The sequence below is a fragment of the Paenibacillus sp. SRL342 genome (genome assembly GCF_984798905.1).
This window is the reverse complement of record NZ_OZ481790.1, coordinates 3,488,820-3,509,579: the sequence shown is the minus strand read 5'-3', so window position 1 is coordinate 3,509,579 and position 20,760 is coordinate 3,488,820. Positions and strand designations below refer to the sequence as shown.

Sequence of the window (20,760 nt, the reverse complement as noted above, 5' to 3'; positions counted from 1 at the left end):
AATTTCCTCCTCCCTTAGCCCCGAAGCACTAATTCCTGATAGATGGTTACAACAAACGATACAATCTGCTGTACAAGACTGAAGAATAACAGGCACAGAAATGCCATAAACGCCATCGCTACAAGTGTCAGCAGCATCGTGAGCACCGTTTTGGCTGGTGTGTACTGATGAACCGTCATATTCCCCACAAATAACAGGTATACCGTCCATGCAACAGCGAGTGCATTGGAGAAATAATAAAAGGCAGTTTCCTGCGCAGAGATCACAAGACTCAGCCAGATCCATGGAAAATGAATGAGTAACAACGGTACCAGTGCAAAACACGTTGACATGAAAATCTCGGAGAACTTGCCTTCCCCGTCCATCAATGTGGTTAACGACCAGTTAGCCACACACCAAAACAGTACCGGTATAATGACATATAACATTTCGAGCAGACTGTTCAGGTACTTTGGATTACTGAGATTAATGAGAAAACCGCTGTACTGGGCATGCAAAATTTTGGTGATGACCAGAAGCACCAGGATCATGAAAGCAATCAGCAGTGAGTTTCTCTGGTTCCGTTCATACTTCAATTCCCAGTATCCGTCAAACGGATGAAAAATCAGATGCAGCGGGTACTGGTATAGTTGCTTACTTGATGCCTGCATTCGTAGTCCTCCTTTTCTGCCTGCGAACGATGATGACGGTGACAATCGCAGCGACAGCCAGGAATATACCGGACATCATCCATGAAAAATGCTCACGCATCAGCTCTTTGCGGTACAAAAGAAAAGCTTTGGAATACCCTTTGGGCTCCATGCTACGCTTGAAATATTTCGCAGACTCGGCGTATTCCTTCTGACGAAGCAATGCTTTGCCAATTCCCGCATACGCATATTCCAAGTTAGCGTTCATCTCGGCAGCTTGCGCAAACAGCACCGAAGATTGATCTTCATCACCGTTATAGTAGCTGCGCACCGCTTCGTGGAGTGTACGTCCGTATTCAGTTGTTTGAAAGACGGTGATTTCACCCAGCGCTTTATCCAGAACTAACATCCGGTCTCCCGCACGTTCCAGGGCAACAGGTGTATTAAATTGGCCCAGCCGGTTCCCGATGCCGCCATAAATATGGAGCAGGTATCCGTCTCCATTGTAGGTGAAGATTCGGCCCTTGCTGGAATCCAGTACGGAATACATGTCACTGTCACCCACATCCACATCAATCAGGCGGGATGGCCCTGCTTCCTGGGTATACAGCAAATCACCCTGTGGAGTCTGATAGCCTTCTCTGCGCAAAATATCTGTACCCTGGGCATTCAGCTTCTTGACCGGATCTTTGCCGCGGTCCCCGCTAGTGGCGTAGATAAAGCCCTCTTCATCCATATCCAGATTGGTAAATTCCGTTGGAGTGAACATCACCATCTGGCTCCGCTGCTCACGTGTTGCAAACCGTTTCCACAGATACTCCACCGGGTCCACCTGAACTCTGTTCGCTCCAATGAAGGAAGAGAACGTACCATCGGCGCTGAACTCCATGAATCCATCAAATACGCCTTCGGCCATGACGTAGATACGCTCCCCTTTGTCCATAACAATCCGCATCGGTTTAAACTGGAAGTCTGCTTTTAGCAGATCCGATTTTGGTTCAGACACGATCTTGACCAGCTTCCCTTGTTCATCCAAATGCACCACCCGGTGATTATCCGAATCAGCAACCAGCAGATGGCCTTTTTCCGTGACGTACAATCCCTGTGGATTTTTAAAATGATCTTCCTTGCCTTCCTGCTCAAATGAATCAATCGTCCGTACCAGCTTGAAGTTGCGATCCATCTCAATGATGCGGCCATTGCCCGAATCGAGCACAAAGACGTGCTGATTGGCGGTAACATGCATGTCGCTTGGCTCTTTCATAGGAGTTGTGTTCAGCTTCTTGCCGGTGATAATCGTTGTTGCCTCATATGCCGCCGGCGAAGGAACTGCGTCACCCCAGAAGGAATAATGGTACGCATCCGTTTTACCGTCTGCACTCACGTAGGGCGCCTCTTGAACGAACAACAGGAGGCAGATCATGCCCATGATGATCGATTTACGTTTTTTCCATGTGCTTCTCCGCACCTCGCTGCCTCCTTTCTACTCTTTCATGCCCGAAGTGGCCATCGTCTGCATAACACTGCTCTGAGAGATGATAAACAGAGTGATCGGTACGATCATCAGCAGCAAGGCAACAGCCGCACCTACACCCGCTCTTGCAATCCCTCCCTGCACAATCTGACTGAGCGCATAATGCAGCGTTTTGAGATTTTCACTGTAAATGAAACTCCCGCCATCCGTTCCCCATAACGCTGGAAACTGCAGGATCATGAGCGTGAGCCATGCCGGCTTCACATTGGGCATCACGATGCTCCAGAATATCCGGTATTCATTGGCTCCGTCGATTTTGGCTGCCTCTAGCAAAGCATCGGGAATCTGCTCCATGAACTGTTTCATCAGGAAAAGTCCCAGCGAGAACGCAAGTGATGGCACAATAATGGACGCATGAGTGTTAATCCAGCCAAGCCAGGACATGACCATGTAGTTCGGAATCGCCGTAACATGCGGCGAGAACATCAGGGACAGAATGACAATGGTGAACAACACTTTGGAACCCGGAAAACGATACTTCGCCAGCGGATAAGCCGCTGCAGATGCAAGAAGAATATGTCCCGCTGTGCCAAGTATCGTAATGAGCAATGTGTTGGCAATATAGCGAGATAACGGCACCCACGAATTGCCCATGAGATTGATCAGATCGGCAAAATTCTCCGTTGTCGGATTGTTCACCCAGAAGCGCGGCGGGAAAATAAACAGCTCATCCAGCGGCTTGAATGCATTGTTGACAGCATAGATGAGCGGAAGCACCATAAAGGAGCCAAACACGCCCAGCAATGCAAATAACATCAGGCTGACGGTAAATGACCGATTAAGCCTTTTTGGCATGCCAAACACGGCACGTACTTTGCTGGTCATCGTCATTCACCTATCTTTCTAAGCATTTTTTGCGTGAAAACGTTTGTACCGAGCATCAGGGCAAACAGGACCGTTGCGATGGCCGAGGCATACCCCATCTCGAAACGAATGGTTCCGAAGTCCATCAGATGCGTGACAACGGTGTGTGCCGCATAGTTTACGCTCGGGAAACCTGCCAGTGCGATGGATATCTCAGCTACGGCGAAGGAAGCGGTAATCTGCATTACCGCACCAAACATCAGCTGCGGTCTCATCGAAGGCAAGGTGATGTACCAGAGCTCCTGCCAGCGGTTTTTGATCCCGTCTACGGTTCCTGCTTCAACCAGAGAACGATCAATGGTCTGCAGTCCTGCAATAAAGGCCAGGAAGCTGGTTCCCAGGCTCAGCCACAGCTGTACAATAATGACGATTGCCAGTACATACTTCTCGTCTGCGAGCCATTGGATCGGTTCCAGTACGACGCCAAGGCGCATCAGGAAGCCGTTCATATACCCGTAGCTGTCACCCGAGAAGATGATCAGCCAGATGAAAAAGACGTTGCCCGATATGGATGGGGCATAGAAAACCAGCGTCATGACCGCCCGAATTTTAGGAGACAGCTCATTGATAATCCACGCAAACAAAAAGCAGGCAATATAACTGAGAGGGCCTGTAATTACGGCAAAAAGCAGCGTGTTTTTGAGCGCGATCAGAAATACGTCATCGTTCAGGAAAAGCCGGGAATAGTTCTGCCAGCCGACAAATCGCGGCAGTTCCAGCATATTGAAGTGAAAAAAGCTGAGCCCGAGTGAAATGCCGACCGGAATGACAGTAAACATGAAAAAAATCAGCATAAACGGTGCCATCAATACATAATAATGCCTGCTGAGATACAGATCCCGCTTCAATAGGGACCACCAGCCGACCTGGCGGGTATGGACGGCAGGAGCGGCGGCTGTCTTGGTAGTTTTAGCTTGCAACCGTTACCCTCCCTTTCCTCTATTTCAGATTAAATTCCTTGCGTTTCAACTCAATTTCATCATCAATGTACAACACATAGTCCGATAAGGCTTCACGCGGATTTTCATTTGCATTGACCACCTTGCGGAAGGCGTTGTCCAGATGTCGTCCCGTGAAGTAACCTCCAGGAAGCTGCGGGATTCCCTGTACCCATTCCCATTGTTTCTCGAGATTTTGATAATCCTTCACAGGCCAAGGCAATTGCTTCAAGGCTTCGATATTGGCCGTTGGGTAACGGGCAGCCGCTCCCATAAGACCTTCCATTTCTCTCCCGTATTCAATCTGGGTCTGATCATCAGTCCACCACTTCATGAACTTCCACGCCGCTTCCTTGTTGTCGGCATTTTCGAGCATCATTACCGCGCTCGTAGCGCTGGCCACTTCATGCCGTATGGACCCATCCGGAAGCTGTGTACCCGGAACAATCGTAAAGTCCCAGAGATTGCGGATTTCCGGAGCCATAACCGTCAGCATGTTATACGTGGTGTAATCAGCAATCCCGATCGGCATTTCCCCGGTACGGAAGCGGTTCGGAAAGTCGGCTTTGAGCGGAAACTTGTAATTGGTATAAAATTGCGTCCAGCGTTTGAATGCGTCCATTGAAATCTCCGAATCCAGTGCACTTTTCTTCTGGTCTTCGGTGTAGAACGTTCCGTCATTCTGATATAACAACATCGCAAAGGTTGAATTCGGAACCAGGTTGGCATTGTTCAGCGTATCCTCAATCGGCAGATAAAACTCCATGTTATGCTTCTGCAGCACGGCGATGGCGTTATATACGTCTTGCCACGTTTTCGGCGGTTCGAGGCCCAGTTCATTCAGAATATCTTTGCGGTAAAAGAGCATTGGAAAATGCTGCTGCTCCGGAAGGGCATATACCCCGCCGTTGTAGCGGTATGGCGTCAATCCGCTTTCACGGAACCTGCCCGAAATTTCCTCGAAATCAGGGAACTGGCTCAGATCCGCCGTTGCATTCCTCATCGCATAGTTCACCGGAATGTCTTCGCCCATCTGCATGGCTACATCTGGGCCTTCCCCCGAGAGTGTTGCGGGCAGCAAAATATTAGGCGGAACGAGACGTAACTGCACGGACACATCCGTATCCGGGGTAAACGAATCGTCGATCATGCCTTTCAGTACTTGGGCCTGATCTCGTCCGGTCGTGATCCATACAGTAATGGCATCCTTCTTTTGTTCCACGTTGCCAATGCTGTCGTAATCTTCGGTATACGAGGCAACATATGCGCCCAGTTCGTGCTTCACCTGCTGGACGGTGCTCGCTTCCGCTTTTGGCAGCGATTCACCCGGCGGAGATACGACAAGGTAATCCAACGTAATCGGCTGTTCACGTACCGATAGAATCCATGTGCCGAGACCACCTACGTTAATTTTGAACGTATCCAGCCGTTTGGGAACCGTCTCTGGTCTGGCGGCCATATCTTCAAGCTGCAATACCATGGCGTGAAGTACGGCCACTTTGTCACTTTGCTCACCCGTGGCCTTTTCCAGGTAATCTGCAACGGAACGCAAGGTGTCAGCTTGTCGTTCAAACACCTCCGTCATCTCCGGAATACGCCGTTCCAGTTGGTAATCCCGCAGTGGGTCCGGACTGTTGGAGGTGATCATTAATATTTTGCGATACATCTCATTCAGTTCCAGCACGCTGGATTCCACGGTCCGCAGCAGCGGAGCGATGTCGCCAAGTGTAACCGTCATTCGGATTCGGTGTTTCCCTTTTTCAAGATGAAACTGATATGGCTGATCCTCTCCCGAACCCAACACCTGAGTTTGCCAAGCCGGGCTGTAATTAAATCGAATGCGTTTCATTTCCTTAAACGGAACTTCGCCGTTAATCGTCAGACTGCGGGTGGCATAGATGCCACGCAATTGATCCTGCTTCACCTTAAGCGCGATTTGATACAATCCGTCTTCAGGCACGTCAATTTCCCATTCAATCCATTCGCCCGGCAGTTTCCAGTTAATTCCCCCGATAGCGTTCATCCGAATTTTCGATACATTATAAGGCTCGAGTGAAGGACTTGATCGGTCCGAGATTGGTGCCAGTGTAGGAGATGATTTGCTAACAGCTTCCTCCCCCTGAACTTTCAACATGACAGGAGCCGATTGTTTCAAGCCAAGTGAGGCATAGGTTTGCTCCAGCTCTGCATAGGAAGGAACTTCGCTTTCTTGATATAACTCGATATAATCGATCGCCATGCTTTCTCTTAATGAAGTGAGCGATAACTTCTGACTGCCTTTTTCAAAATAAAACTGAAACGGTTCCTCAAAGTACCCTGCGCTGTCCTTGAAGGAAGTCAGCTGCCATTCGGGCTGTTCCACTTGTCTGGGTCTAAGCTCGTTGCCACGATCGTCCTGCCGGACGTTGTCCTCGCGATTCCCCCATACCCTGTCAAACAGAAGAATATCGGCCCCTCTGAACGGGACCTTACCGTTAAGCTCAAGCCTGCGTTCGATCCCGGAGCTTTTACCTTCTACGGGATAATAGTGAATGCGAATGTTGTACAAACCGCTCACTTGAACGGGAACATCCCAGCGAATGGTTCCAGTTTCCGGCGTAATTACGGCATTTCCGTCTAATCCGGCGTACCCTTGCACAACCTCAAATTCCCCATCCTCTGCCTGAACATAAGATTCGCCTTCGATGCGTACAATTTCATCCGGTTTGGCCGTATTGTCATGAGCAGTCAGATAATGCTCATAACTGAATGAATCCTCGGTTCCCGATACCGCCTCAAAGTCCTCAAGCGCATGTACCGTTCCCGGATTACGATCCCGCGATGGATATAGTGTCCATATGGAGAGCACCAAGGCCAGGACAAGCACCAGGATTAGTCCCTTTTTCTTACGTGACCGCATGTTTGAATGTATCCCCTTTCCTGTAAGCGTTGAGAGAACTGGACGATTGACTAACCCGGACAGACCGCACCTTCACTGGTGCGTTCTGCCCGTGTAACGTGATACTTATTTGTAAACCTCATCAATCGCAGCCTGGAAAGGAGCCTTGTATTTCTCGATCAGCGTAGATACGGATACCCCTTCTTTGAGTTCCCCATCAAAATCCCAGAACGGCAATGACGGGAATGTGTTATGGTCGAGAACCAACATACCTTCCGCAACCTCTCTGGCGTTGTTGATATCTGCTTCATCGGTCAGATGTGTCTCCAGTGTGGATTGTCCTGGATACTCATAGATCGATTCGATCTCATTAATTTTCTCCCAGATGTACATCAGTTGTTCCGGATTCTCTACCGCTTTTGGAATTGTTATCGCTTGGTAACGTGACTCACCGGAGTGATACGCTGTTGCACTTGGACCTTTTGGAAACGGTACAAAACCAATATCGTAGTCTTGCATATCCGTCATAATACCTTCGACTTCGTACATGGCACCTGAATACATCAAGGTGTTCCCTTGACGGAAGAACGTGGATGGCTCTGTCCAATCGCCGCCCTCAGAAGCTCTGCCGACCTTCTCGGTAGCCAGTTTGGACAGGAAGTTCAACGCTTCTTTCGTTTTTGGATCTTCCAGGTTCTGTTTATCCTCTTTGGTCAGAGAAGCCTCGTTGGAATACAGAATCGGTTCCAGCAAGCCCGTTTGAGCGAGTCCCCATGTGTCCAGCTTGCCATCATTGTTTCGATCCTTGTTCGCTTGCTTGGCAACACTGATGAACGTATCCCAGTTCCATTCATCGGCATCTACATACTCTTGAAGTGGTTTCAAGCCGAGCTCTTGCATGAGTGTGCGATTATAGAAAATTCCGTTGATAAACGAGGACTGGTCCTCGGTAAAGCCGTAACCTTTGCCTTCATACTGCATGTATTCCTTGGTTGTTTTCTGGTTGAATACCTTGTCGTTTTTAATATAATCATCCACCGGCCATAACAGATCCTGTTTGGTCAATGCCGGAATGGCATAGTTTTTGCCCAGTCTCACCAGATCGCCAAGCGGTTCACCGGCCATCAGGGAAGCAACTACTTTTTCCTGATATTCACCGAAATCGATGGAAACATATTCAATATTAAAGTTGTGTTTTTTCTTCAGCGCTTCGAGATTCTCAAGGCGTTGAATGTTGTCCGGGTTGTTCCCCTGTATTTCCATGTCCCACCAAGCAACAACCTTGATGGTTCTGCCACCCATGTCAAAGTCCATTTCTGGCGTGGAGTTTTCATTCTTTGGCTCGGTTTCCGCGGGTTTTTGTTCCTCCTGTGGTGTTGTCTTTTCCGGCTCGGGTTGAGCGGTAGGTGCAGAACTGCATGCAGCAATCACCAACAAGACCGCAAATACCAGGCTCAGTAGCATGAACTTGTGTTTTCTCATCGTCTTCCCCCCTGATTGTCGTTTGCTATCACAGTGTATCGTTCAAATGAAAGCGCAAACAACCTGCCGAAATACAGATGTTTACCCGGGCTGAATATAGATTCACGTAATTTTGCACGAGCAAAGTGCATTATAGGTTTTAATTGGTAAAGAAATGCACTGTCTACAAAAATATGCACATTGTATGCGCTTTCTTTTATTACCATAATGAAATTAAGTCAAATTTCAGTTAATCTAGCGCATTACAATTCAGCAGAAGGTGAGGTATTGCTTCATGTATGATATTTTACTTGTGGATTTCAGCCGTCGTTTGTGCGGAGAGTTGCAACAGATGTTGCTACGGAGCAAAGCTCAATATACTATCGCAAATTGTGTGTTCTCATCGGCCGAGGCTTTGACCGCATTGTCAGAACGAGACTTTTCCCTTGTTATGGTACATACAGAGAGGTTTGATACCGCGGGGCTCTGGTTATGCAACGACATTCGAAAAAAAAGTCAGATACCTATCCTCCTTATGGGTGGAAGAGATCACTTCAGGTTCGTACGCAAAGCCCTGACGTATCAGGTAAATGATTATCTCCCGTATCCTGTTAGTCCTTCTTCTTTACTTAACAGTCTGCATGGACTTAGATCCCACCTTGAAACCGACCCGGCACACAAAACGTCGTCGTTCTTCAAAACACCCGTTCAAATGAACGGTAAACCCATGCACTCCAGTCATGTTATTCGTATCGTCAAGGCCTATGTACGGGATCATCTGAGTGATGAAATCACGCTGAAGAAGATCTCTGACATGCTTCATTTTAACTGTGCGTACCTTGGACAGAAGTTCAAGCTGGAAGAGAAGATGTCTTTCAATGATTATATGCTCCAGCAACGTATGGAAAAGGCCCAGCAGTTGTTGTCTTCCACGAATCTGCGCATATATGAGATTGCTATTGAGGTAGGCTATAAGGATATTGATTGGTTCTATAAAAAGTTCAAAGCGTATGCCGGATCGAGTCCCAATGCTTATAGAAGACAAAAAATCCACACGGCCTAAAGGTGGATTGCCGAATCGGTTTGTTTATCAATTAGATAACAACCACAAAAAAACGCAGGAAGAAGAATACATTCTGCGTTTTTTTGTGGTTATTTGGGTTTGGTCAATTCCAGAGGATTCACCATTAACGTACCAAAAGGGATTCCCGGTATTCTTGGGGAGTCATTCCCGTTATTTTCTTAAAAAGTCGGGTAAACGAATGTGTAGCCTCATACCCCACTTGAAGTGCGACCTCACGTACCATAAGATTTGTGTTCTGAAGCAATTCTTTGGCTTTCCGTATTCGGCAGTCGTCAATGAACTCTGACACGTTTATTCCCATTTCCTGCTTAAAGAATCGCGATAGATAGGATGGATTAAAATGATGGAGTTCTGCCAGTCTCACCAGAGAGAGATCTTTCTCCAGGTTCTCCTTGACGTAACTGCATAAGGAATGAATGACAACGTTAGCGCGTTCCTGTTCATTTGATCTTTTGTAGCGTACTAATTCATCGGCAGCACGATATAGAAATTGTACTGCATCCTTCATGCATGTATACTCCCCTAAGTGCAGCAAGCTTCGTTGATCCGGGATTTTCTGTTGAAGACCCCAACGATTGATCGTTGAATGCAATAATAAGGCCAGATTGTAGTAAGTCTCCATGGCACGTTCCATCGTAATTTCCTGTTGCAGCAGTTCGCCTGCAAGCTCCTCAAATATATCGTAAAATGGCTGAATTCGTCCCGTTTCCAAATATCCTGACATAATCTCGATCCGGTTTGAGATCCGCATGGATTCTTTGGGTACATCAGATGAGAGATCATTACGATGATCTGTGAGTACCATGGATACACCATCCCCAATTTTCATCCACTGGAGTAATCTCAGACGTTCATATTGTTTGGTTAACTCGGACCAATTGCAGCTGCGACTACTTAATGAAAATGCAATGGATACGCCCAGTGAGACCATGCATGCTTCCTGTACCAGTTCCAGTGTGCCTTCTAGAAATCGCACAAGTTTATCATTTGTCATCTCTTCCTGCTGCTTCGGCTGAAGCAGCCAGATCGTATCCCCATAATGGTCCGTTACACTTGCGCACACTGTACGTTCATTCATCAGAGAAGAGCCGATAATGCGAACAGATTCTTGAACTTGTGTGAGGTCCGAACCTTTTTCTGGCAGATTATTGAACCGACCCAGTATGAGATAAACAGGCGAGTTGATCTGTAATCTTATATCTCGTTTGGATAATTCGTCCTGCATATCCATAGTAGAATCTATAACCGCTGTACAGTCTTGAAGTAACTTCCGTAAATACTCTTTTTGCTGTATCAGAGCAAGCTGCGAATTGACTTTATGAGAATGTTCCAACAACTCAACCATGCTGTGACTTCGCCGGATCTCTTCCATCACATCTTCTACAACAGACATCACCTTGTCATAACCTTCCGTTTTGAGCAAGTAACGCACATTAGCCATCTGAAAAGCTTGATATGCATAATCAAAATCGCTATGTCCTGTCAGAAAAATGACGCGACAATTCGGCCAACTGGCTTGAATCCGCTCTGTCAGTTCCAAGCCACTCATGCCCGGCATGCGGATGTCCGTTAGAACAATGTCAATTCTCGAACGCTGCATCCAGGACAATGCTTCTGTTGCAGAGTAGGCCTTACATACATCAAGCTGGTCGGGTATATGTCTGGCGAACGTTTCATAGAGACTATCCGTAATAATCTCCTCGTCATCTACAATCAAAAGTCGATACATTCGTTTTCTCCCTCTTTCCACTGGATTCGAATTGTGACTTTTAACCCTTGCAGTTCACTTCTGGATAGGAAAAGGCCACTTCCTTCTCCATACGTCAGGACCAGACGTCGATGAATATTTATTAACGCGGTCATTTCGTCTGTACCTCCGTCCTTATGCAAGCGTTGTTGAAGAGTTTGGATGTGTTGCTCTTCCAACTCATTACCATTATCCTCTACGGTGATCTCGGCATATGAACCTTCCATAGTAAACCCAATAATTAGAAGTCCGGAGTCCGTGTTCTTTTCAAGGCTGTGTTCGTAGGCATTCTCAATAATAGGCTGAATAATGAGTCTGGGAACTTTAATGTGTTCCATTTCAGCAGGTAGTGACCCAAAATCAACTTTGATTCGTCTGGAGAATCGTAATTGTTGAATCTCTGTATAGATTCGTGAATGCTCAACTTCCACTTTCAACTTCACATGATCTGTTTCATTCCGGGTAATGAACCTGAAATACTCTCCGAGCATGTTCGTAAATTGCTCAATACGTTCGGTTTCTCCTGTCCTTGCCAGTGAATTCAGAATAAAGAAGCTATTGTACAGAAAATGAGGATTAATCTGCGATTGAAGCTGTTTCAACTCGGCCCGCTGCATCATCAATGTTTTCTTAAAATCTCGATCGATAAGGGATTGAAGATTTTCAATCATTAGATTGAAACGGGTGTAGAGGAAGCCAAATTCATCCTTTCGGTTATGCGCAATGGGGACATCAAGCATGCCTCCCTCCATTTTTTTGAATCTTTTCACCAACAACAGCAACGGGATATGAATCAACTTGTAACTTGAATAGAGATACGCCGTGATGGCAACAAATGATGTAATTGCAAACAGCCAAGCCCAATGATAGAACTTGCTAAGTGGCTTCGTAACAATTGCCTCGGGTAGATATGTAGCTACGGATAAGCCCAGGGAGTCCATATGCAACTGACTAACATGGTACATGGTGTCACCCACCTTCATCCGAAAGCCATCAAGTGTACCCTTTACACTGTGCTCACGGTAATTCGCGAGAATAACACTAGCTTGATGTTTATCTGTGATGGCATGCCCCGTTTTGTCCTCAATCAGAAAAGTTGAACTCTCCGGGTACAAATTAAGCCGTGTGAGTTCATTCTGAAAATGGTATGTATCCAGCTCCACTTGAATGACAAAAAGCGGGGGTTCTCCTCTCGTGCCTGTCAGCCTGACGGCACTTAAGTTCAAGGCGTCCTCTTTCACAGTGAAACGTGTACCTTTTCCTTGCATGCCTGAACTGAAATATAGGTAAGAACTTTTATCGAAATCATCGATGCCTTGGATCGCGGATATACTTTTGCCAACAGAAGGGATATGTACATGAACGTTTTTGATATAAGCAGTGCTATTCTTGAATGAAGCGAGTCGTTCAGTCAGGTAATTTAATGTATCACGCCGCTCAACCTGATCCATCATGTCCCAGAGAATGGCCAGACGATTGAGTTTTCGATCCTCAACGATATCAAACTGCTGTAATTCCATCCATTCTATCTCTCTGTTCAATTCCACCACATATTGATTCAACCGTCTCTCCGTTGACAACGATATTTCCTGGCTTGCATTGTCATAACTCCAATGATACAGATACACGCCAAGAAGAATAAGAGGAAGCACAAATACCAGATAGGTGATTATTAATCGCGCAAATATACTGTTAAACCATGATTTAGCAGGGATCTTGATCAATACATTCACCTCCAATGCCAAAGGCTGAGTGGGTTCCTTGTAAGAATAAAGTGAACATTAGTGCTCCTTTGGCTTGCTGGTGCGAAACCACGCGTTAACCTCCGATGTGATCTGATCTCCCCCCAGCTTGCGCCAGTTCTCAACGAATTGATCAAACTCATCTATCGACCTGCCTAGAATAATGTTCATATAGGCTTCAAGCTGAAGATCCCGAAGAATAATTTGTCGATCAACCATTGTGTCCGTAATTCCACCCGTGAATTGATCATAGAGAAGTTGGCCGTTCTTCTCGTAAGAATCTGCAATGCTAAAAGCACCCGAAGGCCCATAGGTTTGTTTCCAGCCCCAGCCGCTCTCTACATCTTCCAATTCATAGGCCACAATGCGTTTGTGAATGGCGAGAGCTTCATTCTGCAGAGCCGAGAAGTCTCCTGTACTTCTGGCATCCCGAATTTGTTTGTATGCATCTATATTTTTATTACCGGGAAAAGGAGTTACCGGTGAAAGCATCCACACAGCTCGGGAGTCGTCATTGTAGTATGTTTCATACTGTGCCTGATCCCCCCAGTTGATGTCCAGATGCAGATTCATGAGCTTTACAACAACTTCCGGATTAGAGAAGCCCTTTTTTACAGCAAAGTATTGCCCAGTGTTGGAACGTAGCGGTACGAACAGGCTCCGGTCTGACTTGGCAACAATCGGATATGCCTGCCATTCTACATCTATACCTGTATCTGTATCACGGGTGCTCTGAAGCATAAAGGATGTCCACTGTTCGCCGTAAAGCATTCCTATTTTTCCATCCTGAACCAGACGAAACGCCTTGTTTCCACTTTTATAACCAAAATCCGGATCAAGTTGGCCTTCACGATACAACGTTTGCAGTACTTTCAGAGCCTCCCGAACTTCAGGCTGAATACCTCCATAAGTGAGGTTTCCTTCTGCATCTTTAACCCATATATTAGGGTAGGCACCATAGCCGGACATCAACCCTGCAGCTCCCATAACTGGATCCCATAGATGGTTCGTTAGCGCAAGTCCGTACGTATCATGCTCTCCGTTCCCGTCGGGGTCTCCCTCTGTAAACGCTTTCGAAACCTGGAGAAGCTCTTCCATCGTTTCAGGCGGCCGTAGCCCCAGTTGCTCCAACCAATCGGTTCTAATCCACAGGTACTGCGCTGTCTCAATGGAGGAAGATGATTCGGGAATAGCCATGAGTTTGCCATCAATGGTTGCCGCATCAAATGCGCCTCTTCCCTCCGCCTCCAATATACTCTTTGTAAGTGGGGAAGCATGCTCTTGGTACACATGGGTTAAATCTTCGATCATTCCAGCGTTGCTCAGTTGTCTAAGTTGATATGGATTAACTTTCACTACATCTGGAAAACGTCCTGCAGCAAGGGATACACCCAACTTCTGATTGTATACATCTCCCTTAGCAGTCCAGTCATAGTGAATTTGAATACCTAGCTCTTTCTCGTACAAACGAGTCCAGCGATTATCCAGTATCGTCTCACCAGGTAACTGACTAATCATGCGCTCAAGGTCATCTCCAGTTTCCCTGACAAAAGAGACCACGATGGGAGGAGAATACCTCTCAAACGTAGCGGGAAGTTGAATCTGCTGCCCATCTTGCTGCGGATGATGTTGTTTGGTATTACCTTCGGTATGACCTGCTGGTATGGATACAGCAAGGAACAGAATGAAGGTCCATCTTGTTATGTCCAGACATCTCTTATACATGACGACATGCCCCCAGTTCGGTTTGAACAACTCTCTTCTCTCTGTCAACTTTAATCCATATCATTGTACAACAACTTGTACTCATTGAATACGAAAAGCCGCCGTTGGGGGCGGCTTTTACGTATTTTCATTGTTTCTCATCAGGATTAATCACACGATATTCAAAATTCGAAAAGTCAGCTGTTCCTCCAGCTATTTCAGTTGAATATACAAACAACCCCGTTCGGCAACCCATAAAATGATCCAGTTTATATATCATTTTGTGGACAATCCCTATATCTCTCCATTCAACCCCATCGAAATAGGCAAAAGAGCACTCATCCAGATTGTTCTCAAAATTTCCGAATGCTTTTAGTTTAACTACTGGATCTGATACCGGGATACGTTCATGTTCAGTGGCTGGCTTCTGGTCGATCAGATTGCCAAATATGGTGGAATCCTCACTATCTCTGGCATGCATGACCAAGTAAAACTTGCTATCCTGCTTCGTGAGAGCGATCATACCGTACGAACCGATCAAAAAGCACAACCCGGCATAATCCCCATCATTCAGACGACTGCCGTCAAGCGTAACTATTACTTCGCAAGCGGGCCCCATTGAACGCTGGGTTAGTGTGTTGACCGCAAACGTCAGATTTGGGCTGATCTGTCCCGTTCGAACACGATACACTCCCGGTTTCTCTGTAACGGACCAAAGTTCATGATTAGGTGTATGATTCCATTGCCAAAAATCACGGAGGCGGATGTTTCCATCTTCTTCGGGTTCATAATTGAAACTGTCGCTACCCACTAACGGGTTATAACGGTGCTCTGGTCTCGTGCTTGGGATATTAATCTGCTTCGGCGCTTTGCTTGCAAAGACCGGTATACCTTGATCAAAGTGTAGCGGAACCAAAACAGGAACCCGGCCAACAGCCCCATGATCCTGAAACAGCATTGCATACCAGTCTCCATCCGGCGTATCCACGATACCGCCCTGAGCAACACCTGAATTGAAATAATCCATATCGTCATTAAATACTTCTCCACCAGTGAAGACATCTTCCAGAGAGTCTGCCATATAAAACGCCTGTGTTCTCCGTCCGGAAGCTTTCGTGATATGAATCAGGAACACAATATATTTACCATTGATCTTGTAAAAATGTGCCCCTTCATAACCAAGGTGATGAGGCTGCTCGTCTTTTACAATCAAGCGATGCACTCCACCAGGTTTGGGCCCGGACAGATCAGAGCTTAATTCGGTCAGATAGATCTCGGTATTACCGTATACGAGATAGACTCGTTCATCATCGTCAAAAAATATGGAGCAATCATGATAAAACCCTTCCACGATCTGCTTCTTCCACACTCCCGAGATGGAGGTCGACGTATACAAGTATGTCTTACGGGTATCATTCGCAACAAAGATCACATAGAACATCCCTTGATGATAGCGGAGTGATGCAGCCCACATGCCTTTACTATAAACGTGATGACCATCCATCAGCCGTTGGGCAGGTGTATCGTCCAATGTGTCGTATACATATGTGGCTACTTCCCAATGGATCAGGTCATATGAGCGCAGGATGACACATCCCGGCATCATGTGCATGGTTGTACTGACCATATAATATGTGTCATCTACACGAATAACATCAAGATCCGGGTAATCGGCCCAAATAATCGGATTCGAATACATGCTTTAATTACACCTCATTTTGTCTATTAAACTTCCATTCTCTTAAAAGGATGGTTGGGCTGTCTGTTGAACTTTTAAGCTTAATATACAAGTCTTGCACACCTTTCGCACCCGTAACATTAGTTGTTAGTTCCATCCATTGAAGAGATTCGGTTGCAGGTGGAACAATGATTTCTCCAATTAACAGTCCGTCTGTACGATCAAGTCGAAGTTCTAACGTACCTTCGGTTCCTTGATTCGCAATCGTGGCTGTGAAGGTTGTAGGTCCTTCACTTTCAAAGTCGACCTTGGATATAGCTATCCAGCTGTCATTATGCAGCTTAGCGGAGATCATATTCGAATCTGATGCAGACATCTCACCAGAGTCAGGATATTGCTCTGTTGATACTCCGCTACTCCATCCAATCGTCGATCCGCTTACCCGCCCATAGGGATCAAAACACTTGATTTGATCTACGCCCTGATAATCTGCATGTACCTTCTGGATCTTACCGGTGGCCTCATCATGTTCGACTCGATTCAGATGTGTTGAACGGTAACCATCGGGAATATTCATGGCCTGGCTTAATGTCTGAGCATGATAGGCAATGTACCACTGATCGGCCAGTTGGAATATAGCATGATGGTTATTGCCGCCAACATCAAAAAAGTGGCCCGGATTCTGGAGCAACGTACCCTGATATGTCCATGGCCCCATTGGCTGAACACTGGTCATATATGCAATTTCACCAGCTGGTGGGCTGTCATCTGGCCGATCACCCTCAATAAAATTGGAACAATACGTAAAATAGTAACTATTATTATATTTATGTATCCCTGAATCTTCAAACATATAAGGCGCCTGAATAACCTTCGCTCTGCCAACAACGCTGATCATATCGTCTCCCAATCGCATCACTCTTGCCGTATCCGGTCTTTCTGCTTTCCCCTGGGGAATACCACCACCGAAATATATGTAGGCCTGATGATCATCATCTACAATGACAGCCGGATCGAATAGCCAGGTTACTTCCTCCACTCCCGGCGTCTCTCTTGTAATAAGTGCTTTTCCTATAGGGTCTATCCATGGACCTACAGGTGTTGGTGCAGACAATACACCAATTCCACTGGCATTGTTGGCGAAATAAAGAAAGAAACAGTCCTTGCCATCCAAGATTCGATGAGCAGCTGCCGGGGCCCAGGATTGCGAAGCCCATGTTGCTGCGCCTTGAGGTCCAGCAACTCTGATCTCTCCATGATCGGTCCAGTTGATTAAGTCATCCGAAGAAATGACCGTAATCCGGTTGATTGAACTGTAGCTGTTTTTCTGAGGAAGACCGTCCTTATCATATTCCAGCTTATCACTAGTCATATATAAGTAGACTCGATTGTTAAATACCAAAGCATAGGGATCGGCTCCAAATTTGTGGGCCACCAAAGGGTTACCGTTGGGACGAAGCTTTCCAATCTCCCCTGGAATACGCTCCAGATTGGCAGCTTGGTCTTGCTTTTGCTCACCAGCATGTGGTGTAGAATGATGATTCATCAAAAGAATCCCCCTATAATTGTTTTTAGTTATGCCTTTTTCCGAGAAAGCGTTTGCAATACAAAAGGTATCATGATAGGATGATTACATTTTAAGGTAAGCTGAGTACAATTTCATTGCGTTAACCGCTCTATTTATTGCGTGAAATGACGGGAGGTACTTCATGAGTGGATCCTCTGAGTGTTTTTATGATCCCATCCAGCCTGAGCTCTTATATCTACATAGCGTAACGACGTATAAGCTGGAAACGATCTATCATCGCCATAATGCATACGAGATCTACCTGTTTCTTCGTGGCAACGTTCACTTTTATGTAGAAAATCGATGCTACCATGTGCTACCTGGCGATCTGCTTGTGATGTCACCCGAGGAGATGCACCGAGCCTTTATTCTGGATGAATCTGAGTATGAGCGAATTACAATCAATCTCAAAAAAACATATCTATTTCAGCTTTCCACACCATCAACCAATCTATCGTCATGTTTTGATCATCGCCCCAAAGGAACAGGCAACATCGTACATTTAGACGACGATAACTTGAAGCAGATGCTGCAATGTACGAACGAACTGGAAGGATTGCTTGCTTCTGATGCTTATGGCACCGATATCAAAATAAATGCAGCCGTAGCCCAATTGTTGGTCATGATTAACATCTGGTTTCATAACAATTCCTTTGTTCCCAATGACATTATGCCTGAACTAGTTCGTGAAACCATGGATTATATTGAAACACATCTAAATCAAGATATTACGCTTCGCAAACTTGCCGAAGTGTTCTACATGAACAGTACTTATATCAGCCGCCAGTTCAAGAAACATACTGGATTAACCATCCGTTCCTACATTTTGGGTCGTCGTATTGAACGGGCCAAATTCCACTTGTCTGAAGGATTAAGTATTACGGATGCATGCTTTCAATCGGGCTTTAGTGACTATGCCAACTTTATTCGCAGTTTTACCAAAATGGTCGGCATCTCCCCCGGTAAATATATCAAACAAAGACGTGATGTAATTGAAGCTTTGCCAAAATAATGATGAGCTCATTCAATGTAAACTAAAAAACATCAAACCATCCAACATGGCTCGATGTTTTTTAGTTTTGGATATACTTCGGATCTGCAAACAATGCATTACTGTGATTATACGCCAGTTAATTGATCTCTTTACCCGTCCACAATCGAACGCGATCTTTAATCCACTCCGTATACTGCTGTTCCATGGCTACTGCACCTGCATTATCAAGTTCGGCAATCATATTGTCATATATGCCTTCAAAGGCACTTGGAGAGGATGTAATCGCTTCGGCGATCCGTTTCTGAATAATATCCTGCGTTTTCTGATACACAACGTTATAATCCCCGCTATCCGAAGGAATCGGCATATTGTAAGCCGCGCCCCACTCTTTCACCGGAAACTCCTCTTCGGAAGGGAACAAATCCTTCCATGTGGTGATGCCATAACCTTTCAAAGCTTCTTTTTCCTCATCAGAATAACTTTGCTGAATCTGTTCAGGATAATTGGTTGTATAGTAGTTATCCGTTGAATCTTTGACGCCATCCCCGTAGTGAGCACCAAAAATGTAATACAAGCCTACTCCGGTTTCTTTGGTGAATGTGTTATTGTCTTTGTTTTTACGTTCCTGTACATCGGCCGGGATGGTGCGAACACCGTCTTCCACATTATATTGCTCGCCTTCAACGCCCCAGTTTCTCAATACTTGCCCTTCTTCTGAAGACATCCAGTCCAAAAATTTAATAGCCCGGACAGGATCTTCACAATCGACTGTTATGCCAATGCCATAACCATCAAAGCCGATATTCTGGAAGTCTTTCCGCTGAAAACTGTCATCTAGCGTGACCGGATAGAATCCGTAGGTCATATCGTCTTTTCCTGCGCTTTTCAAAGCATTTTCCGCATCACTGAATCCCCAGCTTGGATCAAGCAAGGATAACACGCGACCACTGGCGATTTTGGACTTATACTGGTCATCCTTCTGAACAAAACTGTCCTTGTCCAGCAATCCTTCATTGTACATCTTGTTCAACCACCGGAAATATTCCTTCTCCTCGGGACGTTTGTAATGCAGAACAGCTTCGTAGGTATCCGGATTGATGAAATATTCACCATCTCCAGGTCCTCCAGTAGACATGACAGCGGGATCAGTAACAGTGATCATTCGCCGCCATCCATCTGCACTAAGCGTCAGCGGAATTGTGGGTTGCCCATCATCTGTGGTCGGATGTTTCTCGTAATATTCACGTAGCACATTTTCGAAATCGTTTAAGGTTTTGATCTCAGGATACCCGAGTTCCTTGACTACACGATGTTGAATGGCAGTACCATTCGTCGCATCAAAGCTGACCTGATCGATTGCACCATTCGTTGGAATCCAATAGATTGAAGGATCGTCATTGCTGTATTTCAACCGATTGAAGTGCTCACCGTAGATCTTTTTCAAGTTGGGGGCGTGTTCTTCGATCAGATCCGTCAAATCAATCATTGCCCCCGCATCAACGAGTCTGGTCAAGTTACCTTTGGGGAAAATCAAATCCGGATAATCACCGCTGGCAGCCATTAGGGAAATGCGGTCGTTTCCGCCTCCGCTCGAAATATCGAATTCTGCATCAATGCTTACACCGGTTTCTTCCGTAATTTTTTTCCCTACAGCATCCTGCATTTTGTTCCAGTTGGGACTTGCATCTGCGCCGAAGAAGGTAAATGTGATCGGGCTGTTGGGGTCACTCGTATTTGATTCGGAATTCTCTGCAGCATTTCCGCAACCGGCGGAAACTAACATAACACTTGTTACGAGACATGCTCCTAGCACTTTTGATACGGCTCTCATTATTTTTTTGCCCCCTAAATGATGTTAGTTGTAATAACCAATCCAGACAATACGATGGTTCGCTTTGAAATAGTATACGCTTACATATTCAACCGTTAGTAAACGATTA

The 20,760-nt window shown here is 45.9% G+C and carries 14 protein-coding genes; 2 read left to right on the top strand and 12 right to left on the bottom strand.

All coding sequences use genetic code 11. The features are described 5' to 3' along the window. Positions 1-14 precede the first annotated feature (14 nt). From AC4E8D_RS15450 to AC4E8D_RS15425, 6 genes are all read right to left on the bottom strand, one after another. Positions 15-650: a YIP1 family protein gene (locus tag AC4E8D_RS15450; protein ID WP_036670948.1), complete on the bottom strand. Its 636-nt coding sequence runs from the start codon at positions 648-650 to the stop codon at positions 15-17. Beyond that, the gene (locus tag AC4E8D_RS15445; protein ID WP_076317895.1) at positions 634-2,097 is read right to left on the bottom strand and encodes an NHL repeat-containing protein; all 1,464 of its coding nucleotides are present in this window, start codon (positions 2,095-2,097) and stop codon (positions 634-636) included. The genes AC4E8D_RS15450 and AC4E8D_RS15445 overlap by 17 nt, the downstream gene beginning before the upstream one ends. 15 nt (positions 2,098-2,112) lie before the next feature. Beyond that, on the bottom strand, positions 2,113-2,988 hold the full coding sequence (locus tag AC4E8D_RS15440; protein ID WP_026081082.1) for a carbohydrate ABC transporter permease: 876 nt from the start codon (positions 2,986-2,988) through the stop codon (positions 2,113-2,115). A gap of 2 nt (positions 2,989-2,990) precedes the next feature. Next, positions 2,991-3,947 (bottom strand): carbohydrate ABC transporter permease, encoded by a 957-nt coding sequence (locus AC4E8D_RS15435; protein ID WP_036615906.1) that lies wholly within the window; start codon positions 3,945-3,947, stop codon positions 2,991-2,993. A gap of 19 nt (positions 3,948-3,966) precedes the next feature. Continuing rightward, positions 3,967-6,864, bottom strand: coding sequence for an extracellular solute-binding protein (locus AC4E8D_RS15430; RefSeq protein WP_490206438.1), 2,898 nt, complete (start codon positions 6,862-6,864; stop codon positions 3,967-3,969). Positions 6,865-6,969: 105 nt separating this feature from the next. Then, positions 6,970-8,325, bottom strand: a complete 1,356-nt coding sequence (locus AC4E8D_RS15425; protein WP_076317898.1) for an extracellular solute-binding protein — start codon at positions 8,323-8,325, stop codon at positions 6,970-6,972. Positions 8,326-8,599: 274 nt separating this feature from the next. On the opposite strand from AC4E8D_RS15425, the gene AC4E8D_RS15420 reads away from it, so the two are divergent. Next, the gene (locus AC4E8D_RS15420; protein WP_047842955.1) at positions 8,600-9,367 is read left to right on the top strand and encodes a helix-turn-helix domain-containing protein; all 768 of its coding nucleotides are present in this window, start codon (positions 8,600-8,602) and stop codon (positions 9,365-9,367) included. Positions 9,368-9,491: 124 nt separating this feature from the next. Here the strand turns inward: AC4E8D_RS15420 and AC4E8D_RS15415 are convergent, their stop codons facing one another. The 5 genes from AC4E8D_RS15415 to AC4E8D_RS15395 form a co-directional block, all read right to left on the bottom strand. Continuing rightward, positions 9,492-11,117, bottom strand: a complete 1,626-nt coding sequence (locus AC4E8D_RS15415; RefSeq protein WP_490206437.1) for a response regulator — start codon at positions 11,115-11,117, stop codon at positions 9,492-9,494. Beyond that, positions 11,102-12,868: a sensor histidine kinase gene (locus tag AC4E8D_RS15410; RefSeq protein ID WP_445253572.1), complete on the bottom strand. Its 1,767-nt coding sequence runs from the start codon at positions 12,866-12,868 to the stop codon at positions 11,102-11,104. The genes AC4E8D_RS15415 and AC4E8D_RS15410 overlap by 16 nt, the downstream gene beginning before the upstream one ends. Before the next feature lie 48 nt (positions 12,869-12,916). Continuing rightward, complete coding sequence (locus tag AC4E8D_RS15405) at positions 12,917-14,602, bottom strand: extracellular solute-binding protein (protein WP_445253571.1); 1,686 nt, start codon at positions 14,600-14,602, stop codon at positions 12,917-12,919. A gap of 127 nt (positions 14,603-14,729) precedes the next feature. Next, on the bottom strand, positions 14,730-16,280 hold the full coding sequence (locus AC4E8D_RS15400) for a glycoside hydrolase family 43 protein (protein WP_339185100.1): 1,551 nt from the start codon (positions 16,278-16,280) through the stop codon (positions 14,730-14,732). Between the two features lie 7 nt (positions 16,281-16,287). Continuing rightward, positions 16,288-17,805: a glycoside hydrolase family 43 protein gene (locus tag AC4E8D_RS15395; RefSeq protein ID WP_339185098.1), complete on the bottom strand. Its 1,518-nt coding sequence runs from the start codon at positions 17,803-17,805 to the stop codon at positions 16,288-16,290. A 163-nt stretch (positions 17,806-17,968) separates the two neighbouring features. Here AC4E8D_RS15395 and AC4E8D_RS15390 point away from each other — a divergent pair, with 163 nt between their 5' ends. Then, entirely contained in the window at positions 17,969-18,838 is an 870-nt protein-coding gene (locus tag AC4E8D_RS15390) for an AraC family transcriptional regulator (protein WP_221821079.1), read from the top strand. Positions 18,839-18,956: 118 nt separating this feature from the next. Here the strand turns inward: AC4E8D_RS15390 and AC4E8D_RS15385 are convergent, their stop codons facing one another. Beyond that, positions 18,957-20,651: an ABC transporter substrate-binding protein gene (locus AC4E8D_RS15385; protein ID WP_339185096.1), complete on the bottom strand. Its 1,695-nt coding sequence runs from the start codon at positions 20,649-20,651 to the stop codon at positions 18,957-18,959. Positions 20,652-20,760: the final 109 nt, after the last annotated feature.